Origin of the sequence: Bacillus sp. N3378-2at (assembly GCF_033412715.1) — a bacterium.
GTDB lineage: Bacteria > Bacillota > Bacilli > Bacillales > Bacillaceae > Bacillus > Bacillus subtilis.
In genome coordinates this window covers 791,707-811,351 of the sequence record NZ_CP117986.1, presented here as the reverse complement: position 1 = coordinate 811,351, position 19,645 = coordinate 791,707, and the positions used below count along the sequence as shown (strand labels likewise).

Genomic DNA, 19,645 nt, shown 5'->3' with positions numbered 1-19,645 from the left:
TTAGTGAAAACTGAGCATATCAGCAATCTCTTGCAGCGCGTCCTCGGTCAGTTCTTGATCATCATAATCGCTGATCGTCTTTTCTGTTTCGCTTTTGTTCTGGCAGTGTTCGATCAGCTGTAATAAAAATTGACGGCATGTTTCGCTAAGCTGTTCGATGGTTTTGCGCTGAAAGCGGGCATTGTCATAAGTCATATTGACAGTCAATTTTCCTTCTGCAGCGATTGCGCTGATATCCAGCGACTGTTCACGGTTCCATGTTGTGCTGATATCACCTCCGGCACCCAGCGGAGAGAATGAGAAGGCGTCCTCCTCAGGTACTTCAGCTGTGCGGCCGCTTTCAAATTGACCAAGATAATTAAAGCTGATTTCTGGTGCACCTGTGAAATCGATGTCTTTTTTGCCAGGCGGAGTCAAATATTTGATGACACCGTAGCCGAATCCTTTGTCAGGTACACGTCTCAGTGTATCTTTTGTTGTTTTTAGCACATGAACCATGCCTTCTTCCGAATCTGGCAAGTCTGCGTTCAGTTTAATCAATAACGGATAAATGGCGGTAAACCATCCAATCGTCCGGCTCACATCTATTCCTTCTAATACATCCTCTCGCCCGTGGCCCTCTAATGATAGTTTGAAGGCGGATTGATTGGTCCAATGGCGCAGCGCAAGAATGACAGAAGCGAGCAGCATGTCCTGCGTATCAGTGTTATATGCGCTGTTGGCGTCTTTTAAGAGTGCTGCTGTCTCTTTCTCGTTTAAGGTAAATGAAATCGTGGACCGTTGTCCCTCGTGTGCTCTAGTTCCATCGATTTGATCAAAAGGCAATGCCTCTGTTTGATACTCTTCGGCTTCGCGCCAATACTTGAGCTGTTTCATTAGCTGCTGGCTTTCAGCGTAGTCAGAGAGCTTTTTCGCATACGCTTTAAACGAGCTTGTTTTAGGCGGCAGTTTGATATCCTCCCCGCCTGCAGCTTGGCGATACCCTAAAGCCAAATCTTCAAGCAGAACCCGCCATGAAATGCCGTCAACGACGAGGTGATGAGCAGATAAAAATAAGAAATCACCGTCAATTGTGTGGAAAAGACCGGCTTGCAGCAGCGGACCATTCTTCAAATCCATTTTCTGCTGAATATCAAGTACATGACGTTTGATAATAGGCTCATACGCTCTATTTCCATCAGTGCCGTCCGGAGCTGATAAATCAATCATCTGAAGGCCGTACAACGCGTCGTCCGAATGACTGAGAGGCCGATTATATTGATCCCACTTTCCTTGTTCATTCTGTGTAAACACCATTCGCAGCGCATCATGATGACACGTTATTGCTTTTAACGTTTTGCGCAGTGCGTCTTCTTGTACAGAGGTGCTTCGATGCAGCATTACGGACTGATTAAAATGGTGTTTTTCTTTTATATCTTGAGAAAGGAACCATTTTTGAACAGGCGACCACTGTACGTCTCCCTCAACCGCAGCTTGGCTGGAACTTGTATCTGAATCACGGATATAAGCTGCCAATTCTTGAATGGTCGGATGGCTAAACAAATCTTTCACTGCCATTTGCTTGCCTATCCGGTGAAGCCGCGCAGATACCTGTAACGCTTTGATCGAATCTCCGCCAAGCTCAAAGAACGAATCAGCTGTTCCGATCTTTTCTGCCCCCAGTACTTCTTTCCAAATATCTGCCAGTATTTGTTCCATTTTGCTGGCTGGCGGGAGGAATGGACGTTCACCTTCGTGGTTGTATACAGGTTTTGGAAGTGCTCCGCGATCCAGCTTGCCGTTTGGTGACAATGGAAGTGAGTCCAGTTTTTCAATAAACGCAGGGTGCATAAACACCGGCAGCTTGTTTTGTAATTCTGAGCGTACAGCATTTGTGCTCAACTCTGGTTTTGTCACCACATAAGCACTTAATTCGGTTTGTCCTGACGCTGTTACATGAGCAACTACTGCGGCGTCTTTTACACCATTTATACACCGGATGACCGATTCAATTTCTTTCGTTTCTACACGGTATCCTCTGATTTTGACTTGATCATCGATTCTTCCGAGATATTCGAGTGTACCGTCGGCCATCCATCTGGCGGCGTCTCCTGTTCGGTACATTCGTGTTTCGGGTTTAAATGGATTCTGCGTGAATGCTCTCTCTGTCAGTTCTGGAAGATTGACGTACCCTCTTGCAAGCCCTGTTCCTGCTATACAAAGCTCTCCCGCAACACCGATTGGCTGAAGCTGATGATTGCTATTTAAAATCAGCACTTGAGTCCCGTCAATCGGCTGGCCGATGCTTACGTATGCCTGCTTTTCCATATGTCTCATGACGGTAGTCGCCACGCTGTTTTCTGTCGGTCCATATTCGTTGGCGAGTTCGGTATGCGGACATATAGCTAAGCTGCGGTCGATCAATTCGCGGTCAGCCGCTTCTCCCGCCAGTGTGACGACTCTAAGCGTCTTTACATCTTCCGGCTGCACTACGTCCAAAAGCGCTCGATATAAAACAGGCACAATAATCATATGTGTAATCCGCTGACGAGACAGCTGATGCTTAATGGCCAGAATATCCTTCGCTTCCTCTTCATGAAGCAAAACGGCTTTTGCACCTGACAAAAGCGGTGTAAACATACTAGTTATAAAGCCGTCAAATGAGAAAGAAAAGAGCTGCAGAATGGTATCTGTCTCGTTGAATGCATAAGCGTTTCGCCGCCACTGAAGAGTGTTGGCAATACCTTTATGCTCGACCATTACCCCTTTTGGACGGCCCGTCGTTCCAGAGGTATAAATGATATAAGCCAAATGATGGGCAGACGACATTTGCGGCAGCGGCGATTTGTCGTCTGCCTCTACACTTTCTATCGTTAAGATCTCTCCTTCAAAGTCAGCAAGTACTCCCCGATCCGCTTCATTTATTGTCATCAGCAGTTTCGTTCCGCTGTCGCTAAGGATATAGCGTTTGCGTTCTGTCGGGTATTCAGGATCAATGGGAACGTAACAGCCGCCTGCTTTCCACACACCAAGTATGGATGCTATCATACTGAACGAACGATGCATCATGATGCCTACTGGTGTGTCCGGCTTAACACCTAAGCTGCGCAATGCACGTGCGATTCCATTGGACCACTCGTCCAACTCTTGATACGTCAGTGTTTTGTCTCCGCTGACAAGTGCAGAAGCTTTTGGTGTTCGAGCAGCTTGCTGCTCAAACAATTGACTGATTGTTTGAACTCCGTATTGATTCGCTTGCCCGGTGTTAAACTCATTAAGCAGCTGGTGCCGCTCTTCTTGGGTCAGGATGTCGATATGGTTGAGTGTCACCTCCGGGTTTTTGCCGATGATGCTAAATACATTTGTTAAATGCGATGCCCAGCGTTCAATGGTGGTTTTCTCGAACAATGCGGTTGAATATTCAAAAAGGAAATGAATGTTTCCGTCGCCCTCAGATGCCTGTAGTGTCAAATCGAATTTAGAAACGAGATGAGAAACTTGTGCCGGCTTCATTTGCAAATCATGAAGATACAATGGCTCGTAATCATTATTTTGAACAACTAACATCGCATCAAACACTGGATTCCGGCTCATATCCCGTGTCAATTCAAGCTTATCGACAAGTTCTTCGAACGGATAATCCTGGTGCTCAAAGGCTTCCAATGCTGTCTCACGCACTTCCTGCAAATACTGTGCGAATGGCTTCCCGCCCTCCGGGCGTGTCCGAAGCGCCAGCGTGTTCACAAACATGCCGAGTATCGGCTCAAGATCCTTGTGCGGCCGGCCGGCAATTGGCGAGCCGACGATGATATCTTCCTGTCCGCTTAAGCGTGACAAGAACGCGGTGTAAGCCGCAAGAAGCACCATGTACAGTGTGCTTCCGTTTTCTCGTGCCAGCTTGTGAAGGCCTGATGCAACCTCTTGTTCCAGCGTAAATGAGACCTTGTCACCCGCGAAGCTTCGCACCGGCGGGCGGACATGATCAGCCGGAAGATCCAGCACAGGCAGCTCGCCCTCGAGCTGCTTCAGCCAGTACGCCTCCTGCGTTTTGTACGCGTCTCCTGTTTTGAATCCTTCTTGCCATACGGCATAGTCTTTATATTGAATGCGCAGTGCCGGAAGCTTCCGATTATTGTACAGCTCGCCGAATTCCCGAATCAGAATGTTGACGGAAACACCGTCTGAAATGATGTGATGCATATCAACCAGCAACAGGTGCCGCTCATCTGACCCCTTTACGATTTGGGCACGGAACAGCGGCGCTTGGCTGAGATCAAACGGTTTGATAAATGAGGCTGCGGCCTCCTGTTCGGTTCGTGCGCCGAGAACTGTAGTCTGTAATGTAAACGGCACCTCGTCATGGATGCGCTGCACCGGATCGCCGCTTTCGTCCTGTTCGAAGGAGGTCCGAAGCGACTCGTGGCGCTTGATCAGCTCTTTGAAAGCCCTGTCCATCCTTTCAGGGTTGAGCTTTCCTTCGAGCTCTAACACAGCCGGCATATTGTAGCCTGTCCCTCCGTCCTCCAGCTGCTGAAGGACATAAATCCGCTTTTGGGCAGAGGAAACCGGATAGGTTTCCTGTTTTTCAGCGAGCTTAATTGCTTCATATGGACTGTCCGTTCCTTCACGGATAACCGTAGCCAGTCCTTCTACCGTAGGATGGGCAAACACATCTTTTAGCGGCACCTGTACATCGAATTCTTTGGCGATCCGTGAGACAAGCGCCGTTGCTTTTAAGGAATGTCCCCCGCGGTCAAAAAAGTTGTCGTGAATCCCGACAGGGCCATTTTTCAGCACGTCCTCCCATAGCTGAGAAAGTTTCATCTCAGTCACGTTTCCCGGCGCCGTGTAGGTCTTCGCATCTGCCGCTCCGCCAGGAGCTGGCAGGGCTTTTCGGTCGAGCTTTCCGCTTGGCGTAACCGGCCACTGTTCCATCTCTATCATATAGGCTGGGACCATGTAGCCTGGCAACAGTCTCTCAAGCTGTGCCCGCACTTCGTTTCTTTCGAGCCCTTCTATATAAGCGCATAATTCCGGCTCCCCGCTGTCTGTACGTACGGTAACGGCCGCCTCCCTTACACCTTCTATACTTCTTAGTGCCGCTTCAATTTCTCCCGGCTCAATCCGGTAGCCGCGGATTTTTACCTGATCATCCGTGCGCCCGAGGAATTCAACATTCCCGTCAGGGAGCCAGCGCGCCACATCCCCGGTTTTGTACATGCGTTCACCCGGGTAAAACGGGTCCTTAAGAAAACGCTCCTCCGTTAATGCCGGCCGATTCAAATAACCTCTGGCAACACCCGCTCCGGCAATGTACAGTTCGCCGGCGACACCAGAAGGCTGTACGGCTAAATGCGGATCTAAAACATACAAACGCGCACCGGGTACGGGCTTCCCGATCGGAATCCGCAAACGGTCCCTGTCCCTTTCTGGATCCAACACGTAAAATGCCGCGTCTACCGTTGCTTCTGTCGGCCCGTAACCATGGATTAATGATACTTGCGGCAAGATAGAAGCAAAACGGGCTGCCGTACGCGGCGCAAGCGGTTCACCTCCGGCGAATACACGCTTTAGGTTTGTCCCGTCACCGAGCGCTAACATTTCCGCTTGATCCAGAAAGCTGTTCAGCATAGCCGGAATAAAATGAGCCGTTGTAATACGTTCCTGATGAATGGCTTGTACAATCAATCCGGGGTCTTTTTCCCAGCCGGGCGGAAGCAGATACGCCGAAGCACCGGAAAGAGCCCACCAAAACAGCTGCCACACAGACGCATCAAAGGAAAAAGAGGTTTTCACCATGACAATGTCATCTTCCAAAAGCGGAAACTGGTGCTGCATGCCGGTCAGAAAGGAAACAGCCTGACGGTGCTCAACGGCCACTCCTTTCGGCTGCCCGGTAGAGCCCGATGTATAGATGACATAGGCGAGTGAACCGCCGTCAGCTGGAGTAAACTCATGGTTTTCTGCTTTTTCGCTCGCAAGAGATGTCATGTCCACTTCAAGCATTTCGCCAGAAAAGTTTGGTGCGGAGCATCCCGGCTGTGTCAGCAAGAGCGATGCCCCGCTGTCTTTCAGCATGTAGCTCAGCCGCTCCTTTGGATACGCAGGATCAAGCGGCAAATACGCCCCTCCGGCCTTCAAGACAGCAAGGACAGCGATCAGCATGTCAGGTGAGCGTTCAGACAGGATTCCGACGATACTTTCGTTTGTGACACCGCGTGCCGCAAGGTGCGCAGCCAGCCGGCTGGCGTACATATCAAGCTCAGCGTATGTCAGCGAACCGCCTGAAAAGCGAACGGCCAGCCGCTCCGGTGTGAAAGCTGCCTGTCGCTCAAACAGCCCATGCAGGGTGAAAGCTTTAGGCGAAACAGCTTCCGTCTTGTTAAACTCATACAACAATTTTTGCTTTTCTCTTGTATTCGTCATATCTAATTCTCTTATAAAGCTGTGCGGATGTTTAAGGGCGTTTTCCAGTATGGTAAGCAGATGAGATTGTATTCGTTTAATATCCTCAAGAGAAAACAAGGTATTTTGATAGTCGAAATTTAATTGAATGGTTCCATTGTCTATCCGTTCTTGTATTTGAACTGAAAGCTCGTTCGCGGTGTATCCGCTGAAATAAAGCGCTGTTTCATAGTCAAAATCATCTGCATTGTGCCACTGAAGTGGCTGATACTGCATAGATATACCGATAAGGTTGTGTAAATCCTTCTGTTCATTTCTTAATTCATTTACAAGCAAATTATAAGGAAACCGTTGATGACGCATAACAGAAAGCTGTTCCCTGCCTATTGTGCGGACAAAGGAAAGAAAATCTGTGACAGGATCAACCGTTATTCTGATTGGAAGAGAACTAACGAACATGCCGAGCATTTCTTTTTCAGCCTTTGACCCTCTGTTGCCATAGTAGGTGCCAATGGCAAGATCTTTTTTAGAAGTGATTCGGCTGATGCATATGTAAAATGAAGCCATAAATAAGGAAATGATATTGATCTTGTGTGCTTCGCAAAAGATTCGAATCGTTTGCTCTAGATCAGGTGAAAGAATGATGGTGTCTCTGGATGCAGATGTGCTCTGTTTTTGTAAGGACGTCTGGTCGGCTAACGAGTGGTATTCCAACGGGTGCTCAAAGGTTTGCGTCCAAAATAAACGGTCCTTTGCAAACCGCGGAGATTGTAGATATTGACTCTCTTTTTCGATGTAGCTCAAGTAAGAAGGTTCCGGCTGATCAGGTAAAGGATCTTTCTTTTTCATTTTTTGATAAAGATCTATAATTTGATTTCCCATCACATTTAAAGAGATTCCATCCATTATGATATGATGGAATTTCGCAAATAGCCAAACTTCATGAGAGTCAATTCTAAGGAGGTAAAATTGATAAAGAGGCGAGTTGAACAGTTTAAATGGAATGCTCGCTTGATCCTGAATCCATTGCTCTATTTCTATCATTTCAACATTTGAAAAATCAATTATTCTAAGTGGATAATATTTATATTCAGTAAGGTGCAATCGCGGCTCAAGCTCTTCTCCTTCTAACAGCTGAAATCTAATGGCGTCGTTGCGGGAGATGGAATGATTCAGCGCTCCCTCCAGAGTATCAAGCTCAATATTGCCTTTGAATTTCACACAGGCTGTGAGATTGCAAATGCTGGTATCTGGCTCCAGCAGTTCGGTAAACCACACTCTCCTTTGGGCATGGGTTAAAGAATAAGTATGTTCGCTCAACGGATTCCCTCCAGTTCTCATAATAAGAGGATAAGAAAAAGTAGAAAAAAGCAGAAAAATGACAATAAAAGAAATTATATGACTATATAATCCATATATGCACTATATTAACGGATATTTTTTAAAGTACAATAAAAAACATTAAATTTTTATAACATTTTTTTGAATATAGTATTATTTCTTTATTTTTCGTTTCTTTTTTTATCAAATTTCCGGATATAAAGTGATAAAAGTATTGTTTTACATAAGGTCTTATACACTACTTTTTAATCGAACTAATTTGCTTTTGTGCATCATTATTCTAATTATTGGAAGGTTCGACAAAGACAGACATAAAAAAACCTGTTTTCTCTTGGAAAACAGGTCTGCCGCTATTATTGATTTGCCAAAATGACAGCGATTTGATCCTCAATATCTTTTCCATCCTCTTCATCAATCAATCCATTTAGAAGAATAGAGAAAACAAGTTTTTTTCCGCTCTTTGTTTCTGCGTACCCCGATAGAGAGCTTACCGTACTGAGCGATCCGGTTTTTGCTCTTACTTTTCCTTGTGCAGGAGTGTCTTTCATGCGGTTTCTCAGCGTTCCGCCCACCATTCTGTCAGGGTTGCCCGCAACAGGTAATGAATTTAGATAAGCCGAGAACCAACTCTGATCCTGAATGTCATATAACAGCTGTGAAAGTTGATCTGAGGATACAGCATCAATATGTGAGATTCCTGATCCGTCCCTTAAGACGAGTGATTTAGAATCAACACCAAATTTTGGAAGTGTACTGTTTAACACTTCGAGCCCCTTTTCCCAGCTCCCTTCTCCTTTTTTCACTTTCCCCATCTCTTTTACGAGCACTTCGGCATGTCCGTTATTACTTAATTTCATGAACGGCACAAAAAGTTTCGATAAAGGCATTGAGCGATGAGAGAGCAGCACATCTGAAGAACTAGGTGCTTCACCCGTCTTGATGTCCCCTTTCACAGTAATACCTTGTTTTTTTAGTGACTGCTTAAATAAATCTAAGGCATATCCGGCAGGCTCCCAGACAGAAATCCATTCCTTTGTCTTGTTTGAGTCAACCGGTACGCTCCCTTCAATTGTAATCGTGTTTGTTCCATGCTCTCTTTCGATTGTGAGGTCTTTCTCTGAACCGGCAGCAGTCGTTTCAGCATCGTTCTTTATCGTTATATAATCGGTTTTCGGAGAGACAGACACGGCAGGCTCTTCCCCTTCTTTTTGATTTGGGGTGACCTCAACAATCACAGTGCCTGCATCATAGTCTTCATTCGGAGACGCTGTTAGAGCGGAGATTGGCGCGCCATAATATGTGTATTCATCGCTCCAAGGCATATCAGGTGATAATCGCATGTCATCATGCCACGTATCATCACCGATCAGATTGCCTTTAATTACTTTTACGCCGGAATTTTTCAATTTCTCAGCCATTTTGTCAAAATCAGATGGTAAAAGTGTCGGATCGCCTTTCCCTTTCAAATAAAGGTTACCATTCAGCTTTTTCCCTTTCAGTGTTCCATCCGTCCGGACCTCGGTTGTAAAAGAATAGTTCTCGCCAAGGACAGAAAGTGCCGCGGCCGCTGTCAAAAGCTTTAGAGAAGAGGCAGGCCTCATTCGGGTGTCTCCTGAATGTTCATATAGAACAGCACCTGTTTCCGCAGAGCGAACGGTGATGCCGGCCATTGCGCCTTCGAGGGCAGGATGATCAGCTAAAATCTTATCGATCTGCCCGGAAAGTGCATCTTGTTTTTCAGCGGCAAGCGCAGCCTGATGCATATAAGGCACCGAAGCAATGACGAAAAGCAGTAAAACAGCAACATAAAGCTTTATGCTTTTTTTCATTAATTTCCCCGCCTCTCTGCGCTTCATCATTGGCTATTGATGATTCAGTTCAATGGTGATACTGCTTTTAGCTGTCGTTTCTTCTCCCGGCTCCAGCACTTGAAAACCAGTGAGTGACGAAGGTAAATCAAGATTCACTGCGTTTGTCACCCATGTGTAAGGTTCAGGGCATAAATACCCTTGTTTTCCGTCCGCATTGTATACAACCCAATGTTTAAACTGTTCATCTGCCTTATAAATAATGCTGATATGTGCATGCTGATGATAAATGACTGCCTGGTTTTCTCCGCCCCTCTTCTGATAAGAAGATAAAAAGACATCATCCAGCTGCTTGTGGCGCAAATCCATTCCTTCATGCAAAGCTTCTTTATTCGGTACACCCATCAGTTTCCCGGTCGGCAGCAGGCGTTCATCCAACTCCCATTGCTGATCTGCTGTCAGGGAGAATAACGAGCTTTCTGCCGGAAATATAAATGTAGTATGATAACCAATTCCCCAAGGAAACGCTTCCTTTCCTTTGTTCATGACCGTCGCATGTTTAAATAGGGTATTCTCCTTGATTGTGTATGTCATCCGAACGACGGCATGATGAGGAAATTGCTTCTGCACATGGGGAAGCTCAGAAAGATCAATTTCTGTTTCAACAATCACTTCTTCATCAGTTTGCTTCGTGGTCACGACATTCCACTTTTCATGGTAAAGAAACCCGTGAAGATGGTTGTGTTTATCCTTCTCGTTGATATCAAAATGATACGTTCTGCCCCGGAAACTGAATGTACCGTCACTTATGCGGTTAGGCGGGAACAGGATTGGAATGCCATACAATGTTGGTGTGTCGTGAAAACTTTCTGCTGTTTCCGGTTCACGCAAAAGCTGGACATTTGTTGTTTTGTCCACGAGAGAAATGACGTTGCTCCCCCACTCAGGGACAACAATCATTTCTAGATGTTCGTTGCCCGCTTTGATGGCCGGTGTTCCCAAATAAGTCATTTTTTCAATAAAGTTTGCCATGTTTACTCAACCTCTCCTTGATTCATTGCTAGTATAAAAATTCAATGTACTGTACCATATTTCCTCCATTTTATATTTTCCCCTATCAAATAAAAAAACACCGTTCAAACTTATGAACGGTGTGATTCGGAGGCTATTGGATGAGACGTGTGATTTGTTTCTTTTTCCAGACGAATTGATAATACCCATAAATCAACAGCAAGCTGACGGCAAACGCAGCTGGATAACCAACCCAGACGCCGAGTATTTCAAGCTTTGTATAGTGAGAAAGGACGAAAGCGACAGGCACCTCTACTCCCCAGATTGCAAAAATACTGATGACGGTCGGCCATAAAACTGTTCCGCTTGCCCGCATCGTTGCAGAAATAATTTGGGCATTTCCAAACAGCAAATAACTCCACAATGTAATCATCAAAAGACGGTGTGCAATGTAAAGCGTCTCTTGCTCGGTTAAAAATAACGACAAAATCTGATGTGAAAAAACATAGATCAGTATGATCAGTACGCCGCCAATGATATAATTCAGCCAAATCCCCACGCGAATGACCTGCTTTAAGCGGTCAAACTCGTTTGCCCCGATCGATTGCGCAGCGAAAATAGAAACCGCAATACCAAGGCTGACGGCCGGCATCTGTACATAGCTGGCCACCTGGTTGACCACTCCGTATGCAGCTGTTGCATTAGAGCCGTAATGATTGACGAATGAAATAACCGCTATCTCTGATAATGAGACAAGAATCATATTGATGCTTGCTGGGACCCCAAGACGCAGCAGGAGAACCAGCAGTTCCTTATCCATTTTCAAATAACGACGCACTGTTTTATCAAATTGCAGCGGGTGTTTTCGCTTTCGTAAATACACCATTAACACGAGAAAAGTCGCAATCGTGGAAATGACAGTTGCATATGCCGAGCCGTATATGCCCAGTTTCGGAAAACCAAACATGCCAAGGATTAAAACAGGCAAAAGCGCGATGTTGATGACCGTGCTCACAATCAGCGTATAAAACGGTGTCTTGGAATCTCCTGTTCCGCGCAAAAAGGTAGTATATGCAAAATATAAAAACATAAACGGCATAGCATAAAATAAAATACGTGCATAGTTAGCGCTGACATGAATGACATTTTCAGGTGTTCCCATTAAACGAAGGATATCCAAGGTGAAAATACTGCCGATAACGGCTAACACAACGCCTAATAAAAATGTAAACGTGAGTGTCGTCCCGACAACAGCCTTTAGCCGTTCCTCATTTTTCGCTCCGTAAGCTTGTCCGATCAGAATCGAACTACCTGAACCGATCCCAATCGTAAATGAGATTAAAAGAAAAAATAACGGGAAAAAGGATGATACAGCTGCCACTGCATCAACACCAAGCCATCTGCCTACAGCCATCATCCCGACTAGCTGGCCGACTGATTGCAGCACATTGCTCAGCAGAAGCGGCACTAAAAAGAGTGACATCGACCGCCAAACTGATGGTTTGCTTTTCTTTTGAGTTACAAGAGGTTCTTGTGATGTTTCCATATTAAAGGACTCCTTTATTTGAAATCGTTTTTAAACATGCCCTCATTTTTTGACAAAAACAGGATATGCAACATGTTATTATTCATCACTGCACATATGAAACCCTTCCCGATTCTTCTAATTTTACACATCTTTTTAGCTTATGAAGAATAAACTAGCAAGTAATGGCGTATTTTTTGTGAGTAAAAGAATAAAAAAATAATTTATGCAAAAGTATTGTAATCTATACGTAATTATTGTAACATTTGTAACATAAGAGAAAGAGATTTTGAAGGAGAGAGCGATAATGAAAAAATGTCTTCTATTTCTAACAACCATTGCACTTATTCTGTCATTAAGCACAAATGCATTTGCGAAAAATACATCAGGCGATTTATCACAAAAACAAGCATTACAGTTGGCATTATCCGCTAGAGAACATTTTTGGAACACCATGAGCGGCCACAATCCGAAGGTGAAAAAAGCAGTTTGCCCATCAGGCACATTCGAGTATCAAAATCTTCAATATGTATACATGTGCAGTGATCTAGGCACTAAAGCAAAAGCGGTGAATTATTTAACTCCTATTTTTACAAAAACAGCAATCGAAAAAGGCTTTAAAGATTATCATTTCACTGTTTCAAAAGGAAAGCTTGCTGTTCCAATCGGTGACGGAGACAATCTTTTGAATTGGAAAAAATCAACTGCTAAACTGGTCTCTAAAAAAGGCGGCACAATCACATACGAATTTACCGTCCCTACATTAGACGGATCCCCTTCTGCAAAACGGAAAGTGACATTCGTGAAAGAAAATAAAAAATGGAAAGTCAATCAATTTGACGCAGTTATATAAGAAAAACGCCCGGTATAGGGACTGACCCCATAAGATGAGACAAATAAAAACACCTTCAAGTTTGAATACGGATGATTGTTATCCGAAATTAGACTTGGAGGTGTTTTTTCTATGGGGACAAGAGTGAGTTATCCGGTTGAAGTGAAACAGAAGGCTGTAGAAATGAGATTGGCAGGCGTACCTATGAAAGAGATCATGCAGGAGTTGAATATCAAAAATAATACGCAGATTAAGACATGGGTCAGATGGTATAAGGCTGGTGATACACATCGATTTGAACAGCCTGTTGGTAAGCAATACACTTATGGAAAAGGTCCGGAGTATTCTTCCGAATTAGAGAAACTGCAGGCAGAGAATCGATATCTGAGACAACAGAATGAAGTGTTAAAAAAGTACAACGAATTGGAAAGGAAGTTGATAGCCAAACGTCAGTCGAACTTGTAGAAGAATTGCACAGCACAATGACCGTGCAGGATATCTGTATTCATTTAGGTATCTCTCGCTCGTCTTATTATCGTTGGAAGAAGAATCTGAAGAAAGATCATCCCAAGCGCCATTTAGAAAAACAAATCGGCACGTTGTGCCGAGAGCACCAGTATCGATATGGATATCGAAAAATCACAGCTATATTAAAAAAGAGAATGTGTATTAACCATAAAACGGTTCAGCGTATTATGCAGAAAAATCAGTGGCAGTGCCGGGTTAAGGTGAAAAAGCGCAAGAAGAATGGGCAGCCATATGCCGTGGTCGACAATATATTAGATAGGAACTTTCAGTCTGATCATCCTCTTGAAAAACTAGTAACAGACATCACGTATTTGCCTTATGGACAGAAACAATTGTACCTTTCCAGTATATTGGATGTATATAATGGAGAAGTGATTGCTTTTACGATTGGAGATAAGCAGGACACAGACTTTGTCTTACACACACTTGATCAACTGCCAACACTGCCTGAGAACTGCGTGTTACATAGTGACCAAGGATCTGTGTATACATCTTACGAGTATCAGAAAGCTGTTAAAACAAAAGGCATTACCATGAGCATGTCCCGCAAAGGGACACCCGCTGATAATGCCTCCATCGAATCGTTTCATTCCTCACTAAAGTCTGAAACGTTCTATCTTAACAGCATTGATCGAACCACGACCGCCATCGTAGAACGCACTGTCATAGAATACATTCATTATTATAACAATATTCGTATTCAAACGAAACTAAACAACCAATCACCGATAAATTATCGGCAATTGGCTGTTTAAAAGGTGTTTTGATCCCTGTCTCAAAAACGGGGGTCAGTCCCATAAGCGGGCGTTTTTTATTTGGTTTGCATAAAGAAAGACAACAGGCACTTTTCGCCTGTTGTCTTTTTGTGAATATAACGCTCTAGGAGAGATTCGAACTCCCGACCTGCAGTTTAGGAAACTGCTGCACTATCCGCTGTGCTACTAGAGCTTTTGGTATTTATATAGTAGCTCTGATGATCAATATTTTCAAGCGATTTGTATTAAAGCCCTCCAAAAACCTTATATGCGGCTCTTGTCGTATCTTCATCAATACCGATATACCGCATTGTAATTGATGGTGATGAATGATTCAGTATTCTCTGCAGCTCGGCGATGTCTTTCGTTCGCTGATAAAAATGATAGCCAAACGTTTTCCGGAGTGTATGCGTCCCTATCTCTTCAAGTCCGCACGCCGCAGCGGCCTCTCTTAAAATTCTGTAGGCCTGAATGCGGGAAATCGGCTTCCTGGTGCGCACTGATTTAAAAAGATATTCGTTTTCCTTCATGTCTTTCGTATACTCGTATATTTCCTGTTTCAGCGATTCTAAAATAAGAATCTTTCTTTTCTTTTTCGTTTTGCTTTCAGTCGCCCATAAATGATCTTTATTTTGAACGTCCTTCACTTGCAGCGGCAGAATATCAGAAATGCGGAGCGCGCTGTTGATGCCGAAAATAAACAGAAAATAATCCCGCTTGTTTTTGTTAAGCAAATACTGTTTGACTTCTTGGATTTTCTCTAGACTGCGAATCGGCTGTACAATATGCATCAAAAAACTCCTTAAAAACCGTTATGTAACGTTTTGAGGTCTATGTTACTATTATAGCTGAAAAACGTTGAATGTCAAAGTGCGGCAGCGTTTATGTAACATAATATACATAGTGTTACATAAGCTTTTAAAAAAGCTTCTTCAAACCTTCACCCTATAAAATGAGCTTTAAAGCCTCTTATAAAGCTTTTAGCATCTTGGGTACTTATCCCCCTACTAATCATCAAAAAACCTCTTAAAACGAAATCTGAAGCTCCCAATTTTCTGGAGCTTCCGCAAAAAACATACAAAAAAAGACACAATTTCAAATTGTGTCCTAATCCTCATCCTTTACATCAATATCTTCCGGGATCGGTTCATTTAATATTTCCTGCACCAGTGCTTTGTAATTCTCCAGCTGTTCGAGATGCGTTTTGAACTGTTCCTTATAAATCAAAAATTGCTCCCCGTCATGAACGGCTCTGATTTTCCCTTCGAGCACCAAGCTTTTAATATAATCCTCTGAAAGATTTGTATATTCTGCTGTTTCTTCAATCGTTAAATACATATAGCAGTCCCTTCTTAATCCGTATGCTGATTCTAATATAGCACATGGCTCATATCAATATAATCAATTTTGCACAGAAAAACGGCTTTATGTACTATATAATATACCATTTGTCACTTGTGAAAACGCTGTAATTTTTTTACGCTAAGATTGTAACAATACAACTTCATATAGGAGGGAGAACATGAAAAGAACGTGGAACGTCTGTTTAACAGCTCTGCTTAGTGTTCTGTTAGTCGCTGGAAGTGTCCCTTTTCACGCGGAAGCTAAAAAACCGCCCAAAAGCTACGATGAGTACAAACAAGTAGATGTTGGAAAAGACGGCATGGTTGCGACCGCACATGCTCTTGCTTCTGAAATCGGTGCTGATGTGCTGAAAAAAGGAGGAAATGCTATTGACGCAGCGGTTGCCATTCAATTTGCACTCAATGTAACAGAGCCGATGATGTCAGGTATTGGCGGCGGCGGTTTTATGATGGTGTATGACGGAAAAACGAAGGATACAACGATAATCGACAGCCGTGAGCGTGCTCCAGCAGGCGCAACTCCTGATATGTTTCTGGACGAAAACGGCAAAGCAATTCCTTTCTCTGAACGTGTAACAAAAGGTACTGCCGTTGGTGTTCCAGGCACTCTGAAAGGGCTGGAAGAAGCCTTGGACAAATGGGGAACCCGTTCGATGAAGCTATTAATTACCCCTTCTATTAAACTCGCTGAAAAAGGCTTTCCGATTGATTCGGTGTTGGCAGATGCCATTTCTGATTATCAGGAAAAACTTTCACGGACTGCCGCAAAAGATGTATTTTTACCAAATGGCGAACCGCTTAAAGAAGGAGATACCCTTATTCAAAAGGATTTGGCTAAAACATTTAAGCTTATTCGCTCCAAAGGCACTGACGCTTTTTATAAAGGAAAATTCGCCAAGACGCTTTCTGACACTGTCCAGGATTTCGGCGGATCAATGACAGAAAAAGATTTAGAAAATTACGACATTACAATTGATGAACCGATTTGGGGAGACTATCAAGGCTATCAAATCGCTACTACTCCTCCTCCAAGCTCCGGCGGTATTTTCTTATTGCAAATGCTGAAAATCCTTGATGATTTTAACCTTTCACAATACGATGTCCGCTCATGGGAAAAATATCAGCTGCTTGCTGAAACGATGCATTTGTCATATGCCGACCGTGCGTCTTACGCAGGTGATCCCGAATTTGTAAATGTTCCTCTCAAAGGCCTGCTTCACCCCGATTATATTAAAGAACGCCAGCAATTAATCAACCTAGATCAAGTGAATAAAAAACCGAAAGCCGGTGACCCTTGGAAATACCAAGAAGGATCAGCAAACTATAAACAAGTTGAACAGCCGAAAGACAAAGTAGAAGGCCAAACAACCCACTTTACAGTTGCTGATCGATGGGGAAATGTTGTTTCTTACACAACAACAATCGAACAGCTATTCGGAACGGGTATTATGGTCCCTGATTACGGTGTTATTTTAAACAATGAATTAACGGATTTTGATGCGATACCAGGCGGAGCTAACGAAGTACAGCCAAACAAACGGCCTTTAAGCAGCATGACCCCGACGATTTTATTTAAGGATGACAAGCCTGTCCTCACTGTTGGATCTCCTGGCGGGGCCACAATTATTTCATCCGTTTTGCAAACCATTCTCTACCACATTGAATATGGTATGGAATTAAAAGCAGCTGTTGAAGAGCCGAGAATTTACACAAACAGTATGAGCTCTTACCGTTACGAAGACGGAGTTCCTAAAGATGTCCTCAGCAAGCTGAACGGTATGGGCCACAAATTCGGCACAAGTCCGGTGGATATCGGAAACGTGCAAAGCATATCGATCGACCATGAAAACGGAACCTTTAAAGGCGTAGCTGATTCAAGCAGAAACGGCGCGGCGATCGGCATTAATTTAAAACGTAAATAAATTAAAAAACTGTACTCGCTTCAAATGAGTACAGTTTTTTCATGCAGATCTTTATAACAACGGGCATTGGTAATGCTCTGTATCCCTGATTGCAATCCAAAATGACAGAATGATGACTGCTTCTTTGACAAAATCTTTATTCTGCTAATGCACGTCTATCTTCATCTTTTCATTTCGTTTATCTCATCAAGAAATGTCTGAAACGCACTCGTAATAAAAAAGTCTTTCCTGTATATAAAGACGATCTCTAAGTCTTGATATGCTGGTGGCAATTGATGAATCCATACATTTGTACGATGCTCGGAGCAGTCAACAGCGGACTTTGGAAGCAGCGCCGTACCCATCCCGGCGGAAACACCTTTTATAATAGCCTCCAATGTGCCAAACTCTATGATTTTTTGATTGTGTATGCCTGCTTCCTCTAGTAATCTTTTGACCCTGTCACGATGAGAACAGCCAGCCCCAAAAAAGAGCATCGGCTGCTGAAGCATGTCTTCTGCCGTCCCTTCTCGTGATGAAATCAAAACTAATTCATCATGGGAGACATGGAGTTGTCTAACTGCAGCGTGCTCAACCGGCCCATATACAAAAGCGCCATCAACTTTATGATCAAGAACCTGTTGAATCAAATGATGCGTATCAGCTGTGTTCACTGATAAATCCACTTCAGGAAAACGCCTGAGGAAGGATGCTGCATGCTCAGGCAGATGCGTTACCGCCATTGTTTCCAGTGATCCGATCCGCAAAGGCCCTTTTGGTTGCCTGCTCATTCGGGTCGATTTTTCAGCTTGGTCTAACAGCGATAATACTTGATCTGCATATTGTAAAAGATTTTCTCCTGCAGCAGTCAGCTTCATTCCCCGATTCGTTCGATGAAAAAGCCTGATATTCAAATCTTCCTCAAGGTTATGCACTCTGGCTGTCACATTCGACTGAACATAATTCAGCATTTGGGCTGCTTTCGTTATGCTTCCTTCGCGAGCAACAGCCTGAAAAATCTTTAAATCTCCGCTTTCCACGCGCTCTCACCTGCTTGCTATGATGAAAAGTGATATTGGCTATCATATTTGTTCATTTTACTCGAAGAAAACCGCTATGTAAAATATGTAAAGATATGAAAATACAATTAATGAGGAGGCAGACAGCATGAAAGCTGTAATTCACAACGGAAAAGCCGGTCTTCTGGGGTTATCAGTTCAGGACGTTCCATCAACAAAGCCTGGATACGGAGAGGTAAAGGTTAAATTAAAATCTGCAGGCCTGAATCATCGTGACTTGTTTCTTATGAAAAACAAATCTGAACAAGATCCTCACATGATACTGGGTTCTGACGGCGCGGGTATCATCGAAGAGATTGGTGAAGGCGTGAAAAATGTTACTGTTCAGACAGAAGTAGTCATTTTCCCGACATTGAACTGGGATTTGACAGAAAATGTTCCACCTGTACCTGAGATTCTGGGAGGTCCTTCGGACGGAACACTTGCTGAATATGTGATCATTCCTTCACAAAATGCAATCAAAAAACCTGCTTATTTATCTTGGGAAGAAGCGGGCGTTTTACCTTTATCCGCTTTAACCGCATATCGGGCCTTGTTTACAAAGGGGCAATTAAAAAAAGGCGAGCATCTATTGATACCCGGCATCGGCAGCGGTGTAGCAACCTACGCTTTATTTATGGCTAAGGCGATTGGGGCAACAGTAAGCGTGACCTCCCGCAGTGAGGAGAAAAGAAAAAAGGCGCTGAAATTAGGTGCTGATTACGCATTTGACAGCTACAGCAATTGGGATGAGCAGTTGCAGGGAAAAAAGGCGGATGTTGTTCTTGACAGCATAGGACCTGCCCTCTTTTCGGAATACTTCCGCCATGTAAAACCAAATGGCCGTATTGTCAGCTTTGGGGCAAGCTCAGGGGATAATCTCAGTTTTCCGGTGCGTTCTCTATTCTTTCCTCAGGTCAATGTTTTGGGAACCTCGATGGGAAGCGGTGAGGAATTTCAAGCTATGCTCGCTTTCATTGACAAACATAAGCTGCGGCCTGTAATTGACCGGATATATCCTTTAGAAAAAGCATGTGAAGCATATAAAAGAATGCAGGAAGGCAGACAGTTTGGAAACATCGGGATCGTAATGGAATAAAAAAAAAAACCGGCTGGCAGCCAGACCGGTTTCTCTTAT

General features: G+C 43.9%; 11 protein-coding genes and 1 tRNA gene. 4 read left to right on the top strand and 8 right to left on the bottom strand.

What is annotated here, in order from left to right; all coding sequences use genetic code 11:
* The 4 genes from PUN35_RS04500 to PUN35_RS04485 all read right to left on the bottom strand — a co-directional run bounded on the left by PUN35_RS04500 (window position 1) and on the right by PUN35_RS04485 (window position 12,090).
* Window positions 1–7,725, bottom strand: a complete 7,725-nt coding sequence (locus tag PUN35_RS04500) for a non-ribosomal peptide synthetase (RefSeq protein ID WP_031600579.1) — start codon at window positions 7,723–7,725, stop codon at window positions 1–3.
* Between the two features lie 353 nt (window positions 7,726–8,078).
* A complete protein-coding gene (gene dacB, locus PUN35_RS04495; RefSeq protein WP_033881989.1) occupies window positions 8,079–9,554 on the bottom strand; it encodes a D-alanyl-D-alanine carboxypeptidase/D-alanyl-D-alanine endopeptidase in 1,476 nt (491 codons plus the stop codon).
* A gap of 33 nt (window positions 9,555–9,587) precedes the next feature.
* Window positions 9,588–10,565 (bottom strand): aldose 1-epimerase, encoded by a 978-nt coding sequence (gene galM, locus PUN35_RS04490; RefSeq protein WP_014479967.1) that lies wholly within the window; start codon window positions 10,563–10,565, stop codon window positions 9,588–9,590.
* Between the two features lie 133 nt (window positions 10,566–10,698).
* Window positions 10,699–12,090, bottom strand: a complete 1,392-nt coding sequence (locus PUN35_RS04485; RefSeq protein ID WP_004399508.1) for an MATE family efflux transporter — start codon at window positions 12,088–12,090, stop codon at window positions 10,699–10,701.
* Between the two features lie 286 nt (window positions 12,091–12,376).
* Between PUN35_RS04485 and iseA the strand changes: the two genes are divergently transcribed.
* Window positions 12,377–12,922 (top strand): DL-endopeptidase inhibitor IseA, encoded by a 546-nt coding sequence (iseA, locus tag PUN35_RS04480; RefSeq protein WP_014479968.1) that lies wholly within the window; start codon window positions 12,377–12,379, stop codon window positions 12,920–12,922.
* A gap of 111 nt (window positions 12,923–13,033) precedes the next feature.
* Window positions 13,034–14,184, top strand: a protein-coding gene (locus PUN35_RS04475) for an IS3 family transposase (RefSeq protein ID WP_087614160.1) whose coding sequence is annotated in 2 segments (ribosomal slippage) — window positions 13,034–13,307 and window positions 13,307–14,184 — 1,152 coding nt in all. Because the reading frame shifts where the segments join, the coding sequence is not laid out codon by codon here.
* Window positions 14,185–14,304: 120 nt separating this feature from the next.
* On the opposite strand, the gene PUN35_RS04470 is transcribed toward PUN35_RS04475, so the two are convergent.
* The 3 genes from PUN35_RS04470 to PUN35_RS04460 form a co-directional block, all read right to left on the bottom strand.
* Window positions 14,305–14,377: transfer RNA gene (locus PUN35_RS04470), tRNA-Arg, on the bottom strand.
* 52 nt (window positions 14,378–14,429) lie between these two features.
* Window positions 14,430–14,975 (bottom strand): site-specific integrase, encoded by a 546-nt coding sequence (locus PUN35_RS04465; RefSeq protein ID WP_003231473.1) that lies wholly within the window; start codon window positions 14,973–14,975, stop codon window positions 14,430–14,432.
* Window positions 14,976–15,291: 316 nt separating this feature from the next.
* Window positions 15,292–15,522 (bottom strand): excisionase family DNA-binding protein, encoded by a 231-nt coding sequence (locus PUN35_RS04460; protein WP_003231472.1) that lies wholly within the window; start codon window positions 15,520–15,522, stop codon window positions 15,292–15,294.
* 184 nt (window positions 15,523–15,706) lie between these two features.
* On the opposite strand from PUN35_RS04460, the gene ggt reads away from it, so the two are divergent.
* Window positions 15,707–17,470 (top strand): gamma-glutamyltransferase, encoded by a 1,764-nt coding sequence (gene ggt / locus PUN35_RS04455; protein WP_014479969.1) that lies wholly within the window; start codon window positions 15,707–15,709, stop codon window positions 17,468–17,470.
* Window positions 17,471–17,631: 161 nt separating this feature from the next.
* On the opposite strand, the gene yofA is transcribed toward ggt, so the two are convergent.
* Window positions 17,632–18,489 (bottom strand): LysR family transcriptional regulator YofA, encoded by an 858-nt coding sequence (gene yofA / locus PUN35_RS04450; protein ID WP_014479970.1) that lies wholly within the window; start codon window positions 18,487–18,489, stop codon window positions 17,632–17,634.
* 127 nt (window positions 18,490–18,616) lie between these two features.
* Here yofA and PUN35_RS04445 point away from each other — a divergent pair, with 127 nt between their 5' ends.
* Window positions 18,617–19,606: a zinc-binding dehydrogenase gene (locus PUN35_RS04445; RefSeq protein ID WP_014479971.1), complete on the top strand. Its 990-nt coding sequence runs from the start codon at window positions 18,617–18,619 to the stop codon at window positions 19,604–19,606.
* Window positions 19,607–19,645 lie beyond the last annotated feature (39 nt).

Coding starts and splice junctions, on each gene's coding strand:
- iseA (WP_014479968.1), top strand. CDS start 12,377: ATGAAAAAATGTCTTCTATTTCTAACAACCATTGCACTTATTCTGTCA.
- PUN35_RS04460 (WP_003231472.1), bottom strand. CDS start 15,522: ATGTATTTAACGATTGAAGAAACAGCAGAATATACAAATCTTTCAGAG.
- PUN35_RS04445 (WP_014479971.1), top strand. CDS start 18,617: ATGAAAGCTGTAATTCACAACGGAAAAGCCGGTCTTCTGGGGTTATCA.
- galM (WP_014479967.1), bottom strand. CDS start 10,565: ATGGCAAACTTTATTGAAAAAATGACTTATTTGGGAACACCGGCCATC.
- ggt (WP_014479969.1), top strand. CDS start 15,707: ATGAAAAGAACGTGGAACGTCTGTTTAACAGCTCTGCTTAGTGTTCTG.
- PUN35_RS04500 (WP_031600579.1), bottom strand. CDS start 7,725: ATGAGAACTGGAGGGAATCCGTTGAGCGAACATACTTATTCTTTAACC.
- dacB (WP_033881989.1), bottom strand. CDS start 9,554: ATGAAAAAAAGCATAAAGCTTTATGTTGCTGTTTTACTGCTTTTCGTC.
- PUN35_RS04465 (WP_003231473.1), bottom strand. CDS start 14,975: ATGCATATTGTACAGCCGATTCGCAGTCTAGAGAAAATCCAAGAAGTC.
- PUN35_RS04485 (WP_004399508.1), bottom strand. CDS start 12,090: ATGGAAACATCACAAGAACCTCTTGTAACTCAAAAGAAAAGCAAACCA.